This window comes from Pseudomonas sp. (assembly GCF_028293835.1).
Lineage (GTDB): Bacteria > Pseudomonadota > Gammaproteobacteria > Pseudomonadales > Pseudomonadaceae > Aquipseudomonas.
This window is the reverse complement of sequence record NZ_JAQGNX010000095.1, coordinates 45,280-63,728: the sequence shown is the minus strand read 5'-3', so window position 1 is coordinate 63,728 and position 18,449 is coordinate 45,280. Positions and strand designations below refer to the sequence as shown.

Below are 18,449 nucleotides of genomic sequence, written 5' to 3'. Positions count from 1 at the left end.
AGAGTGCCAGGTAACGCCTGGGAGGCGCGAGCCTACGGAAAGTGCCACAGAAAATAACCGCCTAAGCACTTCGGTGCCGGTAAGGGTGAAAAGGTGCGGTAAGAGCGCACCGCACGTCTGGCAACAGGTCGTGGTCAAGGTAAACCCCACTCGGAGCAAGACCAAATAGGGTTCCAAGGCGTGGCCCGCGCTGGAACCGGGTAGGTTGCTAAAGGCGTCCAGTGATGGCCGTCGTAGAGGAATGACTGTTCACGACAGAACCCGGCTTACAGATCGACTCTCCACCTTTTTCTTCCTCGCTTCAAATCGCTTTATTCAGCTTCTTCGAAATATTCGAAATACCAAAAAAATCTAACTCTTGATAATTCACATTAACTTCGAGCCTCAGGTCCCTGAGCTCGCTTGGGTTTGTCTGTCAAAATAATCGAAGAACCACTCCCCCCGCCTGTATTTACCCTCTAAATCTCCGTTCTGTAAGGGAATTCCTTCCGGTCGCGCCTTGACGGTGCGGTAGCCGCATTCCTATAGTGTGCACAAGTGGCGGAAAGTGGCATGAAGTGGGTTTTTTTAGCTAAAGAAGTTAGTATTCGGAGATCGCGCCTGTGTTTCGTGGTGCCAACGCAATCAATCTTGACGCAAAGGGTCGCCTCGCTATGCCGAGTCGGTACCGCGACGAGCTGGATTCGCGTAGCGCCGGGCAGCTGATAGTAACGATTGACGCCGTTGACCCCTGCTTATGTCTCTACCCGTTATCTGAATGGGAACTGATTGAAGCGAAATTACGCGACCTGGCCACATTCCGAGAAGAAAACCGTCGTCTGCAGCGGCTGTTGATCGGGAATGCGGTTGACCTTGAACTTGATGGCAGTGGCAGATTCTTAGTGCCGCCGCGCCTGCGCGATTACGCGAAACTGGATAAGCGCGTGATGCTGGTTGGCCAGCTAAACAAGTTTCAACTGTGGGACGAGGACGCCTGGAACGCTCTTGCTGAAGCGGATCTGGCGGCCATTCAACAACCAGGCGCTATGCCTGACGAATTACGTGATTTGATCTTGTGACTATGACTAGCGGCTTTACCCACATCACCGTACTCCTCGAAGAAGCCGTGGAGGCGCTTGCGGTGCGTACCGATGGCTGCTATCTGGATGGCACGTTCGGGCGCGGCGGACACAGCCGTTTGATATTGCAGCAGCTGGGTCCCGACGGGGTTTTGCTGGGATTCGACAAAGACCCTCAAGCGATTGCCACTGGACAAGCGTTAGCGGCCCAAGACGGCCGCTTTGTCATTGTACAGCGTAGCTTTGCCGAACTTGGTGCCGAAGTACAAAGCCGCGGGCTGGCCGGTAAGGTAAACGGGGTTCTGCTGGACCTCGGTGTTTCGTCGCCGCAACTGGACGATCCGGAGCGCGGCTTCAGTTTCATGAACGACGGTCCTTTGGACATGCGCATGGACCCCAGTCGCGGCGTTAGTGCTGCTGAGTTCATCGCAACGGCGTCGGCTGAAGAAATCGCCCGTGTGTTCAAGGAATACGGCGAAGAACGTTTTGCCAAGCGCATGGCCAATGCGGTAGTCCAGCGCCGCGAGACCCAGCGTTTCGAACGCACCGGCGATCTTGCCGAAGTGCTCAAGGTAGCTAACCCGGCGTGGGAAAAAGGCAAGAATCCTGCGACCCGTGCGTTCCAGGGGTTGCGCATTCATGTGAACAACGAACTCGGCGACCTCGAAGCAGGGCTTGAAGCCGCGTTAGAAACGTTGGAAATCGGCGGCCGACTGGTCGTGATCAGTTTCCATTCCTTGGAAGACCGCATCGTTAAACTGTTCATGCGTAGGCTCGCCAAAGGCGAAGCCGACAATATGCCACGGGACCTGCCGATCCGCTTTCAGGCATTCGACCCGAAAATCAAAATCCATGGTAAGGCGCAATTCGCCTCCGAAGCTGAAACCAAAGCCAATCCACGATCGCGCAGCGCTGTCATGCGCGTTGCGGAGAAGCTTCGGTGAGCCAGTTAGCCCTCAAGCCTTTACCCACCGGCAGTTTCATTATGCTGCTGCTGTTCATTGCCGTGTTGATTTCGGCGGTGGGCGTGTCATACAGCGCCCACTGGAACCGCCAGTTGCTTAACTCCTTGTACAACGAGCTAAGCGTGCGCGACAAAGCGCAGGCGGAATGGGGGCGGCTGATCCTTGAGCAAAGCACCTGGACTGCCCACAGTCGGATCGAAACCCTGGCCACCGAACAACTGAAAATGCGCATCCCGAGTGCGGCAGAAGTTCGAATGGTGGCACCATGATGAAGCTCGAAGGCGCCCTCTATCCTTGGCGTTTTCGCGTTGTGGTGGGTTTGCTTGCGGTCATGGTGAGTGCAATTTGCTGGCGGATCGTCGACCTGCAGGTTGTCGACCATAAATTCCTCAAGGAACAGGGCGATGCGCGTAGCGTTCGTCATATCCCGATTCCGGCGCACCGCGGCTTGATCACAGACCGTAACGGCGAGCCTTTGGCCGTCAGCACGCCGGTCACAACCCTGTGGGCCAACCCGAAAGAAATGCAACTGGGTAAAGACAAATGGCCGGCATTGGCGGCGGCCCTTGGTCAAGACGCCAAGTTGCTGAGTGATCGCCTTGAAGCCCAGGCTGACAAGGAATTCATCTACCTGGTCCGTGGCCTTACGCCGGAGCAGGGTCAAGTGGTCCTGGATTTGAAAGTGCCTGGGGTTTACGGCATTGAAGAGTTTCGGCGTTTCTACCCGGCTGGCGATGTCACCGCGCACATGGTTGGTTTTACTGACCTCGACGACCATGGTCGCGAAGGCGTGGAACTGGCTTATGACGACTGGCTGGCGGGTGTGCCCGGCAAGCGACAGGTCATCAAGGACCGTCGTGGTCGGCTGATCAAAGATGTTCAGGTCACCAAAAACGCCAAGGCCGGCAAGACCTTGGCTTTGTCTATTGACCTGCGCCTGCAATATCTGGCGACACGCGAACTGCGTAACGCCATTCAAGAAAACGACGCCAAGGCGGGCAGCCTGGTGATCATGGATGTGAAGACTGGCGAGGTACTGGCAATGGTCAACTCGCCGACTTACAACCCGAACAACCGTCGCACTATGGTTCCGGCCGCCATGCGCAACCGGGCGATCATCGATGTATTCGAGCCGGGCTCGACCATGAAGCCGATCTCCATGACCGCCGCGCTGGACAGCGGTCGCTGGAAACCGACCGATAAAGTAGAGGTTTATCCGGGGACGTTGCAAATCGGTAAATACACGATTCGCGACGTGACCAAGACTGAAGGCCCAATCCTCGACTTGACCGGGATTTTGATCAACTCCAGTAACGTCGGCATGAGTAAAGTGGCCTTCGACATTGGCGGTGAGGCGATCTTCCATGCCATGCAGCGCGTTGGCCTTGGGCAATATACCGGCCTCGGCTTCCCGGGTGAGCGTGTAGGTAATCTGCCCAACTACCGGGAATGGCGCAAAGCCGAGACCGCGACCCTTTCTTACGGCTATGGCCTGTCGATCACCGCGTTGCAGTTGGTGCATGCTTATGCCGCCATCGCCAACAACGGTCGTATCGTGCCGCTGACTATTTTGAAGTCCGATACGCCGCCAGTAGCGGTTCAGGCGATTCCGGAAGCCACTGCGAAAACGGTTCAGGGCATGCTTCAGCAAGTCATCGAAGACCCGCGCGGCGTGTATCGAGCTCGCGTGCCGTCGTATCACGTGGCGGGTAAAAGTGGTACCGCACGTAAAACAGCATCGGGCACCAAAGGCTACGAAGAAAACGCTTATCGCTCACTGTTCGCCGGCTTCGGTCCAACGAGCAATCCCCGTTACGCCATCGTCGTGGTGATCGATGAGCCAGGCAAAGCGGGCTACTTTGGTGGCTTGGTCTCGGCCCCTGTGTTCAGTAAAGTCATGTCCGGCACGTTGCGTCTGATGAACATCACCCCGGACAACCTTGCGGCGACGCCTACCCAAGAGCAAGTGAATGCCGTGCCCGCTGTTAAAGGAGGGCGTGGTTGATGTCCTTTAGTCTGAACAAGATATTTGCCCATGCCGACCGCGATCTGTTGATCCGCGAGTTGACTCTCGACAGCCGTAACGTGCGCCCAGGCGATCTGTTTCTGGCGGTCCCGGGCGGCAAAATCGACGGCAGAGAACATATTGCCGATGCCCTCAACCGCGGTGCCGCAGCGGTGGCCTATGAGGTAGAGGGCGCGACCGTATTGCCGATTACCGACGTGCCGTTGATTCCGGTAAAAGGTCTGGCGGCACAATTGTCCGACATCGCCGGCCGCTTCTATGGCGACCCCAGCCGCCGCTTGAATCTGGTCGGCGTCACCGGCACCAATGGCAAAACCAGTGTCACTCAATTGATCGCCCAAGCGCTGGATCAATTGGGCCAGCATTGCGGGATCGTCGGTACGCTGGGTACGGGCTTCTACGGTGCGCTGCAAAGCGGCCGTTTGACCACGCCAGACCCCATCGCCGTGCAGGCAACCATGGCTGATTTGAAAAAAGCCGGTGCCCGTGCGGTGGCCATGGAAGTGTCGTCCCATGGCCTTGATCAAGGTCGGGTAAGTGCCTTGGCGTTCGACGTTGCGGTGCTGACCAACTTGTCCCGTGATCACCTGGATTACCACGGGACCATGGAAGCCTACGCGGCGGCCAAGGCCAAGTTGTTCGCCTGGTCCAACCTGAGTTGCCGAGTGATCAATCTGGACGACGACTTCGGCCGGCAGTTAGCGGCCAATAAGCTCGAATCACGTTTGATCACGTACAGCATCAAAGACGCCAGCGCTTCGCTGTACTGCCGCGATGCGCATTTTGACGACGACGGCGTACGCGCCACCTTGGTGACCGCCCAGGGTGAGCACCATTTGCGCAGCAGTTTGTTGGGCCGCTTCAACCTGAGCAACGTTTTGGCTGCCATCGGGGCGTTGATGGGCCTGGATTATCCGCTGGACGAAATCATGAACGTGCTGCCGACACTGGAAGGTCCGGTCGGCCGCATGCAGCGTTTGGGCGGCGGAAGCAGGCCGCTGGTGGTGGTCGATTACGCACACACCCCCGACGCCCTGGAAAAAGTGCTCCAGGCACTGCGTCCCCATGCAAAAGGCCGCTTGATGTGTCTGTTCGGCTGCGGTGGTGATCGTGATCGCGGCAAGCGTCCGTTGATGGCGGAAGTCGTCGAACGCCTGGCGGACACCGTGCTGGTCACTGACGACAATCCACGGACAGAAGCGCCGTCGCAGATTTTCGACGACATCCGTAAAGGCTTCGTTGCCGCTGAAAACGCTACCTTCGTCGCCGGGCGCGGCCTGGCGATTGCGCAGTTGATTGCCAGTGCCCAGGCCACTGATGTGGTTGTCCTGGCGGGCAAGGGCCACGAGGATTATCAGGAAATCAACGGTCAACGTCTGCCGTTTTCCGATCTTGATGAAGCGGGAAAAGCCTTGGCCGCCTGGGAGGTGACGCATGCTTAAGCCTCTGACCTTCGCTGAATTGGTCGCGCCACTCAATGCCCGTCAGGTCGGCGCCGATTGCACCTTTACCGGCGTGAGTATTGACAGCCGCAAGATAGATCCGGGCCAGTTGTTCATTGCGCTGACCGGTCCTCATTTCGATGGTCACGATTATCTGGACGACGTCGCTGGCAAAGGCGCGGTGGGTGCGCTGGTCGAGCGTGAAGTGCCTGGCTGTGCCTTGCCGCAATTGGTTGTTGCGGATGCCCGTCAGGCATTGGCACAGCTTGGTGGCTTGAACCGCAGCCGTTTTGACAAGCCGGTAGCCGCCATCACCGGCTCCAGCGGCAAAACCACCACCAAGGAAATGCTCGCAAGCATTTTGCGCACCCGTGGTTCAGTGCTGGCCACTCGGGGAAATTTAAACAACGAGCTGGGTGTTCCGCTGACGTTGCTGGAACTGGCGCCGGAGCATGCAGGGGCGGTGATCGAGTTGGGTGCCTCGCGACTGGGGGAAATCGCCTTCACGGTCGGGTTGACCAAGCCTCACGTCGCAGTCATCACCAACGCCGGTACTGCCCATGTCGGGGAGTTCGGTGGCCCGGAGAAAATTGTCCAGGCCAAGGGCGAAATCCTTGAAGGCCTCGATGCCAGTGGGATCGCGGTGCTCAATCGCGACGACAAGGCGTTTGCTAGTTGGCAGGCTCGCGCCAATGGGCGCCAGGTGCTGAGTTTCGCCTTAAGTGACGACGCCGCAGACTTCTATGCCCGCGACCTGACGCGTGATGCGCGCGGTTGCGCAAATTTCACTTTGAATGGTCCGTCGGGTTCGGCGTCCGTTCAGCTCAATCTACTGGGTGCCTACAACATCGCCAACGCGCTGGCGGCTGCGACGGCGGCTCATGCGCTGGGCGTAACACTCGAAGGCATCGTTGCCGGGCTGACATCGGTACAACCGGTCAAAGGTCGTGCGGTAGCGCAATTGGCCACTAACGGCATTCGTCTGATAGATGACACTTACAACGCCAACCCCACTTCCGTGTGCGCGGCCGTTGATATACTCGCCGGCTTTTCCGGGCGCACCGTCTTGGTGCTCGGGGATATCGGCGAGCTGGGCGAGTGGGCCGAGCAGGGCCATCGTGATGTGGGCGCTTATGCCGCAGGCAAGGTGTCGGCGCTGTACGCGGTTGGACCGCTGATGGCTCACGCCGTGAACGCTTTCGGCGAGCACGGACGTCATTTTGCAAATCAGCAGGACCTGATCGCAGCGCTTGGCGCCGAGCAGGACATCGACACCACCATTTTGATTAAAGGTTCGCGCAGTGCGGCGATGGAAAATATCGTCGCCGGTTTGTGTGGTTCTAGCCAGGAGAAACATTGATGCTGCTGTTGTTGGCGGAGTATTTACAACAATTCTACAAAGGCTTCGCAGTCTTCCAGTACCTGACCCTGCGCGGGATCCTTGGCGTGCTTACTGCATTGTCGCTCTCGCTGTTCCTCGGTCCATGGATGATTCGCACCCTGCAGACCCGCCAGATCGGCCAGTCAGTTCGCAATGATGGGCCGCAATCGCACCTGTCTAAATCGGGCACGCCTACTATGGGTGGCGCGTTGATTCTGTCCGCCATCGCCGTCAGTACGCTGCTGTGGGCGGACCTGAGCAATCGTTATGTGTGGGTTGTTCTGATTGTCACGCTGTTGTTTGGCGGGATCGGTTGGGTTGACGACTACCGCAAAGTCATTGAGAAAAACTCCAAGGGTTTGCCGAGCCGCTGGAAGTATTTCTGGCAGTCGGTATTCGGTCTCGCCGCCGCGATATTTCTTTATGTCACCGCGCCCTCCGCTGTGGAAACCACCCTTATCGTACCGATGCTCAAAGATGTGAGTATTCCCCTGGGCGTCGGCTTCATGGTGTTGACCTACTTCGTCATTGTCGGCTCAAGCAACGCGGTCAACCTGACTGACGGCCTCGACGGGCTGGCGATCTTGCCAACGGTCATGGTCGGCGGGGCGCTGGGCATTTTCTGCTACCTGTCGGGTAACGTGAAATTCGCAGAATACCTGCTGATCCCTTACGTTCCGGGCGCCGGTGAGTTGATCGTGTTCTGCGGCGCATTGATTGGCGCCGGGCTGGGCTTTCTCTGGTTCAACACCTATCCCGCCCAAGTGTTCATGGGGGATGTCGGTGCCCTGGCACTGGGCGCCGCACTGGGCACCATCGCCGTTATCGTCCGTCAGGAAATCGTCCTGTTCATCATGGGCGGCGTGTTCGTGATGGAAACCCTGTCTGTCGTGATTCAGGTTGCTTCTTTCAAGTTGACCGGCCGCCGCGTGTTTCGCATGGCGCCGATTCATCACCACTTTGAACTTAAAGGCTGGCCCGAGCCCCGGGTGATCGTCCGTTTCTGGATTATCACCGTGATTCTCGTGTTGATCGGCCTTGCCACCCTGAAGCTGAGGTAGAACGAGTGTCTCTGATCGCTTCTGACCACTTCCGCATCGTTGTCGGCCTCGGCAAGAGCGGCATGTCTCTGGTTCGCTTTCTAGCGAGCCGGGGTGTGTCGTTTGCCGTGGCAGACACGCGGGACAATCCACCTGAACTGGCGACATTGCGCGAGCAATACCCGCAGGTGGAAGTGCGTTGTGGCGACCTGGACGTAGAGTTTCTGTGCCGCGCTGACGAATTGTACGTAAGCCCCGGCCTGGCCCTGGCTACCCCGGCGTTGCAGCAAGCGGCGGCCCGTGGCGTGAAGTTGTCGGGTGACATCGAGCTGTTCGCGCGCAACGCGAAGGCGCCGATTGTGGCCATCAGCGGTTCGAACGCCAAAAGCACCGTAACCACCATGGTGGGTGACATGGCGCTTGCAGCAGGCAAGCGCGTCGCCGTGGGCGGTAACCTCGGCACACCTGCCCTGGACCTGCTCGACGACTCAATCGAGTTGTATGTGCTTGAGCTTTCCAGCTTCCAGCTTGAGACCACCGACCATCTTGGCGCTGAAGTGGCGACCGTGCTTAACGTCAGCGAAGACCATATGGACCGCTACAGCGGTTTGCCGGCGTACCACTTGGCCAAACATCGGATTTTCCGTGGTGCGCGGCAGGTGGTGGTCAATCGGCAAGACGCGTTGTCGCGGCCGCTGATTGGCGAAGGCTTGCCATGCTGGACCTTTGGCTTGAACAAACCCGATTTTCACGGTTTCGGTTTGCGCGAAGAGAACGGCGAAATGTACCTAGCCTTTCAATTCGAAAACTTGATGCCGGCTCGCGAACTGAAAGTTCGTGGGGCTCACAACCAATCCAACGCCCTGGCCGCGCTGGCGCTGGGGCACGCCGTGGGCTTGCCGTTCGACGCCATGCTCGAGAGCTTGCGCGCCTTCACTGGCTTGACGCACCGCTGCCAATGGCTGCGCGAGCGTGACGGTGTCAGCTATTACGATGATTCCAAAGCCACCAACGTGGGCGCCGCACTGGCCGCTATCGAAGGCTTGGGCGCAGACATCGGCGGCAAGTTGGTGTTGATCGCCGGTGGCGACGGCAAAGGCGCAGATTTCTCTGCCCTGCGCGCGCCGGTTGCTGCTCACTGCCGCGCCGTGGTGCTGCTGGGCCGCGACGCTGAGTTGGTGGCGCAAGCCCTTGGCGATGCTATCCCGTTAATTCGCGTCTCAACATTGGAAGAAGCCGTGCTGCGTGCTGCTGAAGTCGCTCAAGAGGGAGACGCTGTGTTGCTGTCGCCTGCCTGTGCAAGCCTGGATATGTTCAAGAATTACGAAGAACGTGGCCGCCTGTTCGCTCGCTCAGTGGAGGCCCTGTCATGATTCTTGGCGTGATCCGACCTTATCCATCACCCCTGATCAGCGGCCGTGGTATCGACGTCGACTTTCCAATGCTCGCCGGTTGCCTGGCGCTGCTCGGCCTGGGCCTGGTGATGATCACCTCTGCTTCGTCGGAAGTGGCTGCGGTCCAGTCCGGCAACCCGCTCTACATGATGATTCGTCACCTGATTTATCTGGTGATCGGCTTGGGCGCTTGCGCGGCGACCATGATGATTCCCGTGGCGACCTGGCAGCGGTTGGGTTGGCTAATGTTGATCGGCGCCTTCGGTTTGCTAGTGATCGTACTGGTGCCGGGTCTGGGCCGTGAGGTAAACGGTTCCATGCGCTGGATTGGTTTCGGCATGTTCAACGTGCAGCCGTCGGAAATCGCCAAAGTCTTCGTGGTGATCTTCCTCGGTGGCTACTTGGTTCGCCGTCAGCAAGAGGTCCGGGAAAGCTGGATGGGCTTCTTTAAACCCTTCATCGTTTTGCTGCCCATGGCCGGTCTGCTGCTGATGGAGCCGGACTTCGGTGCCACCGTCGTGATGATGGGTGCAGCGGCGGCCATGTTGTTTCTGGGCGGCGTTGGCCTGTTCCGTTTCACCTTGATGGTGGTGCTGGCCGTGGGTGCGGTGTTCGTGCTGGTTCAAGCGCAACCCTACCGTATGGCGCGTCTGATTACCTTCACCGACCCATGGTCCGATCAGTTCGGTTCCGGCTATCAATTGACCCAGGCACTGATTGCGTTCGGTCGCGGTGAGTGGTTTGGCGTAGGCCTGGGCAACAGCGTGCAGAAACAGTTCTACCTGCCAGAAGCGCACACCGACTTTGTGTTCGCTGTACTCGCTGAAGAGCTGGGCGTGGTGGGTTCGCTGCTGACGGTGGCGTTGTTTGTTTTCGTCAGTATCCGCGCGATGTACATCGGTATGTGGGCCGAACGGGCCAAGCAATACTTCGGTGCCTATGTCGCTTATGGCCTGGCGTTCCTGTGGATTGGTCAGTTCTTGATCAATATCGGGGTAAACGTCGGGTTGCTGCCGACCAAAGGCCTGACCTTACCGTTTCTCAGTTACGGCGGCAGTTCGTTGGTGATTTGCTGTGCAAGCCTGGGCTTGCTGCTGCGCATCGAGTGGGAAGCGCGGACCAACACCGGCAGCGAAGAAACAGAATTCAATGAAAGCGACTTCGCTGAGGAGTCGAACAATGGGCGCTAACGTGCTGATCATGGCGGGCGGTACCGGTGGGCATGTGTTCCCGGCACTGGCCTGCGCCCAGGAATTTAAAGCCCGTGGTTACAGCGTCCACTGGTTGGGCACGCCACGGGGTATCGAAAATGAATTGGTGCCCCAGGCAGGCTTGCCGCTGCATTTGATCAACATGACCGGGTTGCGCGGCAAAGGTGTGCTTGCGTTGTTTAAAGCGCCGTTTGTGTTGCTCAAGGCGTTGATTCAGGCGCGCAAGATTGTGCGTCAGTTGCAGCCGGTGTGTGTGCTGGGCTTGGGTGGTTATGTCACGGGGCCTGGCGGACTGGCGGCGAAGCTGGCCGGCATCCCGCTGATCATTCACGAGCAGAACGCCATTGCCGGCACCGCCAACCGCAGTCTGGTGCCGTTTGCCAGCCGCGTGTGTGAGGCGTTCCCGGACACGTTCTCCAAGTCGGCCAAACGCCGCACAACCGGAAACCCGGTGCGTAGCGAGTTGTTTCTGGAAACCCCGCGCCAAGCATTGGCCGGGCGTAAAGCGCGTCTGCTGATCCTCGGTGGCAGCCTCGGCGCCGAGCCATTGAACAAGTTGCTGCCCGAAGCATTGGCGTTGCTGCCATTGGAGCTGCGCCCTGAAGTGTTTCATCAGGCCGGCAAGAATCACGATGAGATTACGGCCGAGCGCTATCGCACTGCCGGTGTCGAGGCGCAAGTAGCCCCGTTCATCAAAGACATGGCTCAAGCCTATGGCTGGGCCGACCTGGTGGTTTGTCGCGCAGGCGCGCTGACCGTCAGTGAACTGGCGGCAGCTGGTCTGCCGTCGCTGTTGGTGCCATTGCCCCACGCAATCGACGACCACCAGTCCCGTAATGCCGACTATTTGGCCCGCGAAGGCGCTGCTTTCGTCATGCCACAAGCAACAACTGGCGTGGCAGAAATGGCTGCACGCCTGACAGAGGTTTTGATGCAACCCGAACAATTGAACAGCATGGCCCGTACGGCTCGCCGCCTGGCCAAACCTGACGCAACACGCACCGTGGTCGAAGTTTGTCTGGAGGTGGCCCGTGGTTGAGAATCAGCGCGCGATGCCGCAACCGGAAATGCGCCGTATCCGTCGTATCCACTTCGTCGGTATTGGCGGTGTGGGCATGTGCGGGATCGCCGAGGTGTTACTCAACCTGGGCTATGGCGTGTCGGGTTCTGACCTGAAAGCTTCCCCGGTGACTGAGCGCCTCGAGTCGTTCGGTGCACAAATCTTTATTGGCCATCGCGCCGAGAACACTGCAAGCGCTGATGTGCTGGTGGTTTCCAGCGCCGTGAATACCTCCAACCCGGAAGTTGCTAGCGCCATCGAGCGCCGGATTCCGGTAGTCCCGCGCGCAGAAATGCTGGCTGAGCTAATGCGTTATCGCCACGGTATCGCGGTCGCTGGCACCCACGGCAAAACCACCACCACCAGCTTGATCGCTTCGGTGTTCGCCGCCGGTGGACTGGACCCGACGTTCGTGATCGGCGGTCGTCTGAACGCCGCTGGCACCAATGCCCAGCTTGGCACCAGTCGTTACCTGATTGCGGAAGCCGATGAAAGCGACGCGAGCTTCCTGCACTTGCAGCCGCTGGTGGCCGTGGTGACTAACATCGACGCTGACCACATGGAAACCTACGAAGGGGACTTCAACAAACTGAAGAAAACCTTCGTCGAGTTTCTGCATAACCTTCCGTTCTACGGCTTGGCCGTGGTCTGTATCGACGACCCTGTGGTGCGCGACATCCTGCCACTGATCAAGCGTCCGACGGTGACTTATGGCTTCAGCGAAGAAGCTGACGTTCGTGCAATCAACGTCCGGCAGGACGGCATGCAAACGTATTTCACCGTGCTGCGCCGCGACCGCGAACCGTTGGATGTGTCGGTGAACATGCCGGGCAACCACAACGTTCTTAACTCGCTGGCAACCATTGCGATCTCCACCGACGAAGGGGTTTCTGACGAAGCCATTGTGCAGGGATTATCCGGCTTCCAAGGCGTCGGTCGGCGCTTTCAGATTTACGGCGAACTGCCGGTGGAAGGCGGCAACGTGATGCTGGTCGATGACTACGGTCACCACCCGCGTGAGGTGGCTGCCGTGATCAATGCCGTCCGTGGCGGCTGGCCGGATCGGCGCCTGGTGATGGTTTACCAACCGCATCGGTTCAGTCGAACCCGTGATCTTTACGACGACTTCGTGCAGGTGCTGACCGAGGCCAACGTGCTGTTGTTGATGGAAGTCTATCCAGCCGGTGAAGAAGCAATCCCCGGTGCGGACAGTCGCCATCTGGCCCACAGCATCCGTCAGCGCGGCCTGCTGGACCCGATTTACATCGAGCGTGGCGTTGAGCTGGCGCCGTTGGTCAAGCCGCTGCTGCGTGCCGGTGACATCCTGCTGTGTCAGGGCGCCGGTGATATTGGCGGCCTCGCACCACAACTGCTGAAAAGCCCGTTGTTCGCGGGTGCAATTGTCGCCCCGACCGAGGGCAAATTGAAATGAGTACACTCGCCATGAAGTCCCCGTTGTTTTGCACGCTGGAGCCAAAGGTTTTCGGCCGTGTGGCGGTGCTGTTCGGCGGTAAAAGCGCTGAGCGCGAGGTCTCGCTGAAATCTGGCCAGGCTGTGCTTGAAGCGCTGCAAGGCGCCGACATCGACGCCTTCGGTATCGACGTAGGTGATGACTTTTTGCAGCGTCTGGTCAGCGAAAAGTTTGACCGCGCATTTATCGTCCTCCACGGGCGTGGCGGCGAAGACGGCAGCATGCAAGGGCTGTTGGAGTGTCTGGAAATCCCTTACACCGGCAGCGGCGTATTGGCGTCGGCATTGGCCATGGACAAATTGCGCACCAAACAAGTGTGGCAAAGCCTGGGGCTGTCGACTCCCCGTCATGCGGTATTGTCCTCCGAGGCCAACTGTATTTCCGCAGCCGGGGAACTGGGCTTCCCTTTGATCGTCAAACCGGCCCATGAAGGTTCCAGTATTGGTATGGCCAAGGTGACCAGCGTCGACGAATTGATCGCCGCCTGGAAAGCCGCCAGCACCTACGATTCGCAAGTGTTGGTTGAGCAGTGGATTCAAGGTCCGGAGTTCACCATTGCCACTCTACGCGGCCAGGTTTTACCGCCCATCCGCCTCGGCACCCCCCACACATTCTATGACTACGACGCCAAGTACCTGGCATCCGATACCCAGTATCAGATCCCATGCGGGCTGGATGATGCCAAAGAGCTAGAGCTTAAAGACCTCACTGCACGTGCATGCGAAGCCCTTGGCATCGCCGGCTGGGCGCGAGCGGATGTCATGCAAGACGCGGACGGCAAGTTCTGGCTGTTGGAAGTGAATACTGTTCCGGGCATGACCGACCACAGCCTGGTTCCAATGGCAGCTCGTGCTGCAGGCCTGGATTTTCAGCAGTTGGTGTTGGCGATATTAGCCGACAGTATCGAGGCGCGAGGTTAATCCCATGCAAGGCGCGATGCTACGTCATCAGCAACCCGTCCCCGGCCGCAAGCCGGTGCCGCGTGGTGCCAGCCGAATGGTGGCTAAAGAGCCGCTATCGGCGCGCCTGCCTAAAGCCAACTTCGGGTTATTCAAACATCTTTTCTGGCCAGTGATGCTGGTGGTCCTGGGCTTTGGTACTTACGAGGCGGCCACCCGGCTGCTGCCGTATGCAGACCGGCCGATTACCAAGATCAACGTCCAGGGCGACCTGAGCTACATCAGCCAACAAGCCGTTCAGCAACGTATCGCGCCGTATGTGGCGGCAAGCTTTTTCACCATCGACCTGACGGGCATGCGTACCGAACTGGAGAAGATGCCGTGGATTGCTCACGCCGAAGTCAGACGCATCTGGCCGGATCAAGTGGTGATTCGTCTGGAAGAACAACTGCCAGTAGCGCGCTGGGGCGATGAGGCCCTGTTGAATAACCAGGGACAGGCATTTGCCCCGCGCGAACTGGCCAATTATGAGCATTTACCCCAGTTGTTCGGCCCGCAGCGTGCCCAGCAACAGGTGATGCAGCAGTACCAGGTACTCAGTCAGATGTTGCGGCCTTTGGGCTTCTCCATCGTGCGCCTGGAATTACGTGAACGCGGCAGTTGGTTTTTGACCACCGGAGCGGGCAGTTCGGGTCCGGGCATCGAGTTGTTGCTGGGCCGCGACCATCTGGTGGAAAAAATGCGCCGTTTTATCGCCATTTACGAAAAAACGCTGAAAGAGCAAATAACGAATATTGCGCGCATCGACCTGCGTTACTCCAACGGCCTTGCCGTCGGATGGCGTGAGCAGGTTGCGCCTACGACGGACAAACCCGCCGTCGCGAAGAATTGATAAGAGGCAGGACCATGGCAAACGTGCAAAGCGGGAAAATGATCGTCGGTTTGGATATCGGCACCTCCAAAGTGGTAGCGCTGGTGGGCGAAGTCGGGGCCGATGGGACCCTGGAAATCGTTGGTATCGGCACGCACCCTTCCCGCGGCTTGAAGAAAGGCGTGGTGGTGAATATCGAGTCCACCGTGCAGTCGATCCAGCGCGCGGTTGAAGAAGCTCAACTGATGGCGGGCTGCCGTATTCACTCAGCATTCGTGGGCGTTGCGGGCAATCATATCCGCAGCCTCAATTCCCACGGCATCGTCGCGATCCGTGATCGTGAAGTCAGCATGGCTGACCTTGAACGTGTGCTTGATGCGGCACAGGCCGTGGCCATACCAGCGGATCAGCGGGTGCTCCATACCCTTCCGCAGGACTACGTCATCGACAATCAGGAAGGCGTGCGCGAGCCGCTGGGTATGTCGGGCGTGCGTCTGGAAGCCAAGGTTCACGTGGTGACCTGCGCCGTAAACGCCGCGCAAAACATTGAAAAATGTGTACGCCGCTGCGGTCTGGAAATCGACGACATTATTCTTGAACAGTTGGCGTCGGCTTATTCCGTGCTGACCGACGACGAGAAAGAACTGGGCGTTTGCCTGGTGGATATCGGTGGCGGTACCACTGACATCGCCATCTTCACTGAAGGCGCGATCCGCCATACCGCAGTGATCCCGATAGCGGGCGATCAGGTGACCAACGACATCGCCATGGCGCTGCGCACACCGACTCAGTACGCCGAAGAAATCAAGATTCGCTACGCCTGCGCCTTGGCCAAGCTGGCCGGTGCCGGTGAAACCATCAAGGTGCCAAGCGTTGGCGACCGTCCACCGCGTGAGTTGTCGCGTCAGGCGCTGGCCGAAGTGGTTGAGCCACGTTATGACGAGCTGTTCACCCTGATTCAGGCTGAACTGCGTCGCAGTGGTTACGAAGATTTGATCCCGGCCGGCATCGTGCTGACCGGTGGTACATCAAAAATGGAAGGCGCCATTGAGTTGGCCGAAGAAATCTTCCACATGCCGGTACGCCTCGGCGTGCCACACAGCGTGAAAGGGCTCGCCGATGTTGTGCGCAACCCGATTTATTCCACCGGTGTGGGGCTATTGCTGTACGGACTGCAAAAGCAGTCCGACGGCATTTCATTGTCCGGCATCAGTAGTAGCAGTAGCGGCTATAGCAGCGATGAACCTAAAGCTCCTGTTCTTGAGCGCCTCAAGCGCTGGGTGCAGGGCAATTTCTAAGTTTCAAAGCGGTAGTGGTAGGCGGCAGTAGGCACAAAACTAGAGAAGGAGAGGGAAAATGTTCGAACTCGTAGACAACGTCCCGCAGAGCCCGGTAATCAAAGTTATCGGTGTAGGTGGTGGTGGTGGCAATGCTGTTAACCACATGGTTAAGAGCAACATCGAAGGCGTGGAATTCATCTGCGCCAACACCGACGCGCAAGCGCTGAAAAGCATTGGCGCGCGGACCATCTTGCAATTGGGTACAGGTGTAACCAAGGGCCTTGGTGCAGGGGCAAACCCTGAAGTAGGTCGCCAGGCAGCGCTGGAAGACCGTGAACGCATCGCTGAAGTGCTGCAAGGCACAAACATGGTGTTCATCACCACTGGCATGGGCGGCGGTACCGGTACCGGTGCTGCACCAATCATTGCCGAAGTGGCCAAGGAAATGGGTATTTTGACCGTCGCTGTTGTGACGCGTCCGTTCCCGTTCGAAGGCAGAAAACGCATGCAGATCGCCGATGAAGGCATTCGCTTGCTTTCGGAAAGCGTCGACTCGTTGATCACCATTCCTAACGAGAAGCTGCTGACCATCCTCGGTAAAGACGCCAGCTTGCTTTCGGCTTTCGCTAAGGCTGACGATGTACTCGCCGGTGCCGTTCGCGGTATCTCCGACATCATCAAACGTCCGGGCATGATCAACGTCGACTTTGCCGACGTACGCACCGTGATGAGCGAAATGGGTATGGCGATGATGGGCACTGGCTGCGCCAGCGGTCCTAACCGTGCACGTGAAGCGACGGAAGCGGCTATCCGCAATCCGCTGCTTGAAGACGTCAACCTGCAAGGTGCTCGCGGTATCCTGGTAAATATCACTGCCGGTCCTGACCTGTCACTGGGTGAGTACTCGGACGTGGGTAGCATCATCGAAGCGTTCGCTTCCGAGCACGCCATGGTCAAGGTCGGTACTGTTATCGATCCGGACATGCGTGACGAGTTGCACGTAACGGTGGTCGCTACAGGTCTGGGCGCGAAAATCGAGAAGCCTGTGAAGGTCATCGACAACACCCTGCAGCCATCGCAGCACGCATCGGCACAATCGTCTGCTCGTCAGGACATGCCGTCGCCGAACTACCGCGATCTGGACCGTCCAACGGTGATGCGCAACCAGGCTCATGCTGGTGCACAAGCGTCTGCCAAGATGAATCCTCATGACGATCTGGACTACCTGGATATCCCGGCATTCCTGCGTCGTCAGGCTGATTAATGAAATGTATCAGGGGTATTAGGGTGATTGGTGTTCAGCAAAGGTCTGGTCTGCTATTATCGCCAGCCTTTGTTGATACCAGTTCGCAACTTGCGCTGAAGCGGCCAATGCCATGATTAAACAACGCACCCTGAAAAATATTATCCGTGCCACAGGTGTAGGGCTGCACTCCGGGGAGAAGGTTTACCTGACCCTCAAGCCCGCACCCGTGAATACCGGCATCGTGTTTTGTCGTGCCGACCTCGACCCTATGGTGCAGATCCCTGCCCGTGCGGAAAACGTCGGTGACACCACCCTGTCGACCACATTGGTCAGCGGGGACACCAAGGTGGACACGGTAGAGCACTTGCTTTCGGCCATGGCTGGCCTGGGCATCGATAACGCCTACGTCGAACTCTCTGCCTCCGAAGTTCCAATCATGGATGGTAGCGCGGGACCCTTCGTATTCCTGATTCAATCTGCCGGCCTGGAAGAGCAGGACGCAGCCAAGAAATTCATCCGTATCCTGAAAGAAGTCACAGTGGAGGAGGGCGGTAAACGCGCTACTTTCCTGCCTTTCGAAGGATTCAAGGTGAGTTTCGAGATCGATTTCGATCACCCGGTCTTCCGTAACCGTACACAAAGCGCAACCGTGGATTTTTCCAGTACCTCTTTTGTTAAAGAAGTCAGCCGCGCACGTACCTTTGGTTTCATGAGTGATATCGAGTACCTGCGCAAGCACAACCTCGCACTCGGCGGTAGCGTAGAAAATGCCATCGTGGTCGATAAGGACGGCGTGCTGAACGAAGATGGCCTGCGGTATGAGGACGAATTCGTCAAACACAAAATTCTAGATGCAATCGGCGACCTTTACCTGCTGGGCAATAGCCTGATAGGCGAGTTCCGAGGCTTCAAGTCCGGGCATGCATTGAACAACGTTCTGCTCCGTGCATTAATTGCACAGACAGACGCTTGGGAAATTGTGACCTTCGAAGATGCCAGCGCCGCACCGATCTCTTATATGCGTCCTGTAGCGGCCGTATAGTTTAGTACTCTCTTTTCTAGTTTTGGGGCTGCCTTCGGGTGGCCTTTTTTTATGGCTGTCAAA

Annotated in this window: 16 protein-coding genes and 1 other RNA gene; all 17 read left to right on the top strand. The window is 58.1% G+C overall.

What is annotated here, in order from left to right; all coding sequences use genetic code 11:
• An RNA gene (gene rnpB / locus JWR17_RS13090) (RNase P RNA component class A) lies at nucleotides 1-285 on the top strand; the annotation flags it as partial.
• Between the two features lie 317 nt (nucleotides 286-602).
• Nucleotides 603-1,058: a division/cell wall cluster transcriptional repressor MraZ gene (gene mraZ, locus JWR17_RS13085; RefSeq protein ID WP_299832072.1), complete on the top strand. Its 456-nt coding sequence runs from the start codon at nucleotides 603-605 to the stop codon at nucleotides 1,056-1,058.
• A 2-nt stretch (nucleotides 1,059-1,060) separates the two neighbouring features.
• Nucleotides 1,061-2,002, top strand: a complete 942-nt coding sequence (rsmH, locus tag JWR17_RS13080) for a 16S rRNA (cytosine(1402)-N(4))-methyltransferase RsmH (RefSeq protein ID WP_299832082.1) — start codon at nucleotides 1,061-1,063, stop codon at nucleotides 2,000-2,002.
• On the top strand, nucleotides 1,999-2,292 hold the full coding sequence (gene ftsL / locus JWR17_RS13075) for a cell division protein FtsL (protein ID WP_299832070.1): 294 nt from the start codon (nucleotides 1,999-2,001) through the stop codon (nucleotides 2,290-2,292). The genes rsmH and ftsL overlap by 4 nt, the downstream gene beginning before the upstream one ends.
• Entirely contained in the window at nucleotides 2,292-4,028 is a 1,737-nt protein-coding gene (locus JWR17_RS13070; protein ID WP_299832080.1) for a penicillin-binding protein 2, read from the top strand. Before ftsL ends, JWR17_RS13070 begins: the two co-directional genes overlap by 1 nt.
• Nucleotides 4,028-5,491, top strand: a complete 1,464-nt coding sequence (locus JWR17_RS13065) for a UDP-N-acetylmuramoyl-L-alanyl-D-glutamate--2,6-diaminopimelate ligase (RefSeq protein WP_299832068.1) — start codon at nucleotides 4,028-4,030, stop codon at nucleotides 5,489-5,491. Before JWR17_RS13070 ends, JWR17_RS13065 begins: the two co-directional genes overlap by 1 nt.
• Nucleotides 5,484-6,851, top strand: coding sequence for a UDP-N-acetylmuramoyl-tripeptide--D-alanyl-D-alanine ligase (murF, locus tag JWR17_RS13060; RefSeq protein ID WP_299832067.1), 1,368 nt, complete (start codon nucleotides 5,484-5,486; stop codon nucleotides 6,849-6,851). Before JWR17_RS13065 ends, murF begins: the two co-directional genes overlap by 8 nt.
• Entirely contained in the window at nucleotides 6,851-7,933 is a 1,083-nt protein-coding gene (mraY, locus tag JWR17_RS13055; RefSeq protein ID WP_299832066.1) for a phospho-N-acetylmuramoyl-pentapeptide-transferase, read from the top strand. The genes murF and mraY overlap by 1 nt, the downstream gene beginning before the upstream one ends.
• Before the next feature lie 5 nt (nucleotides 7,934-7,938).
• Complete coding sequence (gene murD, locus JWR17_RS13050; RefSeq protein ID WP_299832065.1) at nucleotides 7,939-9,285, top strand: UDP-N-acetylmuramoyl-L-alanine--D-glutamate ligase; 1,347 nt, start codon at nucleotides 7,939-7,941, stop codon at nucleotides 9,283-9,285.
• Nucleotides 9,285-10,496: a putative lipid II flippase FtsW gene (gene ftsW, locus JWR17_RS13045; protein WP_299832078.1), complete on the top strand. Its 1,212-nt coding sequence runs from the start codon at nucleotides 9,285-9,287 to the stop codon at nucleotides 10,494-10,496. The genes murD and ftsW overlap by 1 nt, the downstream gene beginning before the upstream one ends.
• A complete protein-coding gene (murG, locus tag JWR17_RS13040; protein ID WP_299832064.1) occupies nucleotides 10,486-11,556 on the top strand; it encodes an undecaprenyldiphospho-muramoylpentapeptide beta-N-acetylglucosaminyltransferase in 1,071 nt (356 codons plus the stop codon). The genes ftsW and murG overlap by 11 nt, the downstream gene beginning before the upstream one ends.
• A 13-nt stretch (nucleotides 11,557-11,569) precedes the next feature.
• The gene (murC, locus tag JWR17_RS13035) at nucleotides 11,570-13,009 is read left to right on the top strand and encodes a UDP-N-acetylmuramate--L-alanine ligase (protein WP_299832074.1); all 1,440 of its coding nucleotides are present in this window, start codon (nucleotides 11,570-11,572) and stop codon (nucleotides 13,007-13,009) included.
• Nucleotides 13,006-13,968, top strand: a complete 963-nt coding sequence (locus JWR17_RS13030; protein WP_299832061.1) for a D-alanine--D-alanine ligase — start codon at nucleotides 13,006-13,008, stop codon at nucleotides 13,966-13,968. Before murC ends, JWR17_RS13030 begins: the two co-directional genes overlap by 4 nt.
• 4 nt (nucleotides 13,969-13,972) lie before the next feature.
• On the top strand, nucleotides 13,973-14,839 hold the full coding sequence (locus tag JWR17_RS13025) for a cell division protein FtsQ/DivIB (RefSeq protein WP_299832059.1): 867 nt from the start codon (nucleotides 13,973-13,975) through the stop codon (nucleotides 14,837-14,839).
• Between the two features lie 14 nt (nucleotides 14,840-14,853).
• Nucleotides 14,854-16,116: a cell division protein FtsA gene (ftsA, locus tag JWR17_RS13020; RefSeq protein WP_299832057.1), complete on the top strand. Its 1,263-nt coding sequence runs from the start codon at nucleotides 14,854-14,856 to the stop codon at nucleotides 16,114-16,116.
• A gap of 58 nt (nucleotides 16,117-16,174) precedes the next feature.
• Nucleotides 16,175-17,362: a cell division protein FtsZ gene (gene ftsZ / locus JWR17_RS13015; RefSeq protein ID WP_299832055.1), complete on the top strand. Its 1,188-nt coding sequence runs from the start codon at nucleotides 16,175-16,177 to the stop codon at nucleotides 17,360-17,362.
• Nucleotides 17,363-17,474: 112 nt separating this feature from the next.
• Nucleotides 17,475-18,386: a UDP-3-O-acyl-N-acetylglucosamine deacetylase gene (gene lpxC, locus JWR17_RS13010; RefSeq protein WP_299832054.1), complete on the top strand. Its 912-nt coding sequence runs from the start codon at nucleotides 17,475-17,477 to the stop codon at nucleotides 18,384-18,386.
• Nucleotides 18,387-18,449: the final 63 nt, after the last annotated feature.

Excerpts from the sequence above, each read along its gene's own strand:
- rsmH (WP_299832082.1), top strand. The coding sequence starts at position 1,061 with ATGACTAGCGGCTTTACCCACATCACCGTACTCCTCGAAGAAGCCGTG.
- JWR17_RS13070 (WP_299832080.1), top strand. The coding sequence starts at position 2,292 with ATGAAGCTCGAAGGCGCCCTCTATCCTTGGCGTTTTCGCGTTGTGGTG.
- JWR17_RS13065 (WP_299832068.1), top strand. The coding sequence starts at position 4,028 with ATGTCCTTTAGTCTGAACAAGATATTTGCCCATGCCGACCGCGATCTG.
- murF (WP_299832067.1), top strand. The coding sequence starts at position 5,484 with ATGCTTAAGCCTCTGACCTTCGCTGAATTGGTCGCGCCACTCAATGCC.
- mraY (WP_299832066.1), top strand. The coding sequence starts at position 6,851 with ATGCTGCTGTTGTTGGCGGAGTATTTACAACAATTCTACAAAGGCTTC.
- murG (WP_299832064.1), top strand. The coding sequence starts at position 10,486 with ATGGGCGCTAACGTGCTGATCATGGCGGGCGGTACCGGTGGGCATGTG.
- murC (WP_299832074.1), top strand. The coding sequence starts at position 11,570 with ATGCCGCAACCGGAAATGCGCCGTATCCGTCGTATCCACTTCGTCGGT.
- JWR17_RS13030 (WP_299832061.1), top strand. The coding sequence starts at position 13,006 with ATGAGTACACTCGCCATGAAGTCCCCGTTGTTTTGCACGCTGGAGCCA.
- JWR17_RS13025 (WP_299832059.1), top strand. The coding sequence starts at position 13,973 with ATGCAAGGCGCGATGCTACGTCATCAGCAACCCGTCCCCGGCCGCAAG.
- ftsA (WP_299832057.1), top strand. The coding sequence starts at position 14,854 with ATGGCAAACGTGCAAAGCGGGAAAATGATCGTCGGTTTGGATATCGGC.
- ftsZ (WP_299832055.1), top strand. The coding sequence starts at position 16,175 with ATGTTCGAACTCGTAGACAACGTCCCGCAGAGCCCGGTAATCAAAGTT.
- lpxC (WP_299832054.1), top strand. The coding sequence starts at position 17,475 with ATGATTAAACAACGCACCCTGAAAAATATTATCCGTGCCACAGGTGTA.